The 1,712-nt window shown below is 54.1% G+C and carries 1 protein-coding gene and 1 other annotated feature (1 of these 2 only partly in view); the gene reads right to left on the bottom strand.

Annotated features, from left to right (window positions below; all coding sequences use genetic code 11):
• Positions 1 to 1,712: a sequence feature (mutual gap in cmsearch alignment for this rRNA model is longer than 100), on the bottom strand; it runs 1,400 nt beyond the window's last position.
• Complete coding sequence (locus AB7942_RS30230) at positions 178 to 408, bottom strand: hypothetical protein (protein ID WP_369449752.1); 231 nt, start codon at positions 406 to 408, stop codon at positions 178 to 180. (Overlaps the previous feature by 231 nt.)

The raw sequence follows: 1,712 nt of genomic DNA, 5'->3' as shown, positions 1-1,712 counted from the left end.
TTGGTTAAGTCCTCGAACGATTAGTATCAGTCAGCTCCACATGTTACCACGCTTCCACCTCTGACCTATCAACCTGATCATCTTTCAGGGTTCTTACTAGCTTGCGCTATGGGAAATCTCATCTTGAGGGGGGCTTCATGCTTAGATGCTTTCAGCACTTATCCCGTCCGCACATAGCTACCCAGCGATGCCCTTGGCAGAACAACTGGTACACCAGCGGTGCGTCCATCCCGGTCCTCTCGTACTAAGGACAGCTCCTCTCAAATTTCCTGCGCCCACGACGGATAGGGACCGAACTGTCTCACGACGTTCTGAACCCAGCTCGCGTACCGCTTTAATGGGCGAACAGCCCAACCCTTGGGACCGACTACAGCCCCAGGATGCGATGAGCCGACATCGAGGTGCCAAACCTCCCCGTCGATGTGGACTCTTGGGGGAGATAAGCCTGTTATCCCCGGGGTAGCTTTTATCCGTTGAGCGATGGCCCTTCCATGCGGAACCACCGGATCACTAAGCCCGACTTTCGTCCCTGCTCGACTTGTAGGTCTCGCAGTCAAGCTCCCTTGTGCCTTTACACTCTGCGAATGATTTCCAACCATTCTGAGGGAACCTTTGGGCGCCTCCGTTACTCTTTAGGAGGCGACCGCCCCAGTCAAACTGCCCACCTGACACTGTCTCCCACCCCGATCAGGGGTGCGGGTTAGAATTTCAATACAGCCAGGGTAGTATCCCACCGACGCCTCCACCGAAGCTAGCGCTCCGGCTTCTCAGGCTCCTACCTATCCTGTACAAGCTGTACCAAAATTCAATATCAGGCTACAGTAAAGCTCCACGGGGTCTTTCCGTCCTGTCGCGGGTAACCTGCATCTTCACAGGTACTATAATTTCACCGAGTCTCTCGTTGAGACAGTGCCCAGATCGTTACGCCTTTCGTGCGGGTCGGAACTTACCCGACAAGGAATTTCGCTACCTTAGGACCGTTATAGTTACGGCCGCCGTTTACTGGGGCTTCGATTCAGAGCTTCGCTTGCGCTAACCCCTCCTCTTAACCTTCCAGCACCGGGCAGGCGTCAGCCCCTATACTTCGCCTTGCGGCTTCGCAGAGACCTGTGTTTTTGCTAAACAGTCGCCTGGGCCTATTCACTGCGGCTCTTCGAGGCTATTCACCTCAAAAAGCACCCCTTCTCCCGAAGTTACGGGGTCATTTTGCCGAGTTCCTTAACGAGAGTTCTCTCGCTCACCTTAGGATTCTCTCCTCGCCTACCTGTGTCGGTTTGCGGTACGGGCACCTTTTATCTCGCTAGAGGCTTTTCTTGGCAGTGTGGAATCAGGAACTTCGGTACTAAATTTCCCTCGCTATCACAGCTCAGCCTTCGCGAGAAGCGGATTTGCCTACTTCTCAGCCTAACTGCTTAGACGCGCATATCCAACAGCGCGCTTACCCTATCCTCCTGCGTCCCCCCATTGCTCAAACGATAAAGAGGTGGTACAGGAATATCAACCTGTTGTCCATCGCCTACGCCTTTCGGCCTCGGCTTAGGTCCCGACTAACCCTGAGCGGACGAGCCTTCCTCAGGAAACCTTAGGCATTCGGTGGATGAGATTCTCACTCATCTTTCGCTACTCATACCGGCATTCTCACTTCTAAGCGCTCCACCAGTCCTTACGGTCTAGCTTCAACGCCCTTAGAACGCTCTCCTACCACTGACATC

Source organism: Neobacillus sp. BF23-41 (assembly GCF_041106275.1).
This window is presented reverse-complemented; position numbering and strand designations above follow the sequence as displayed.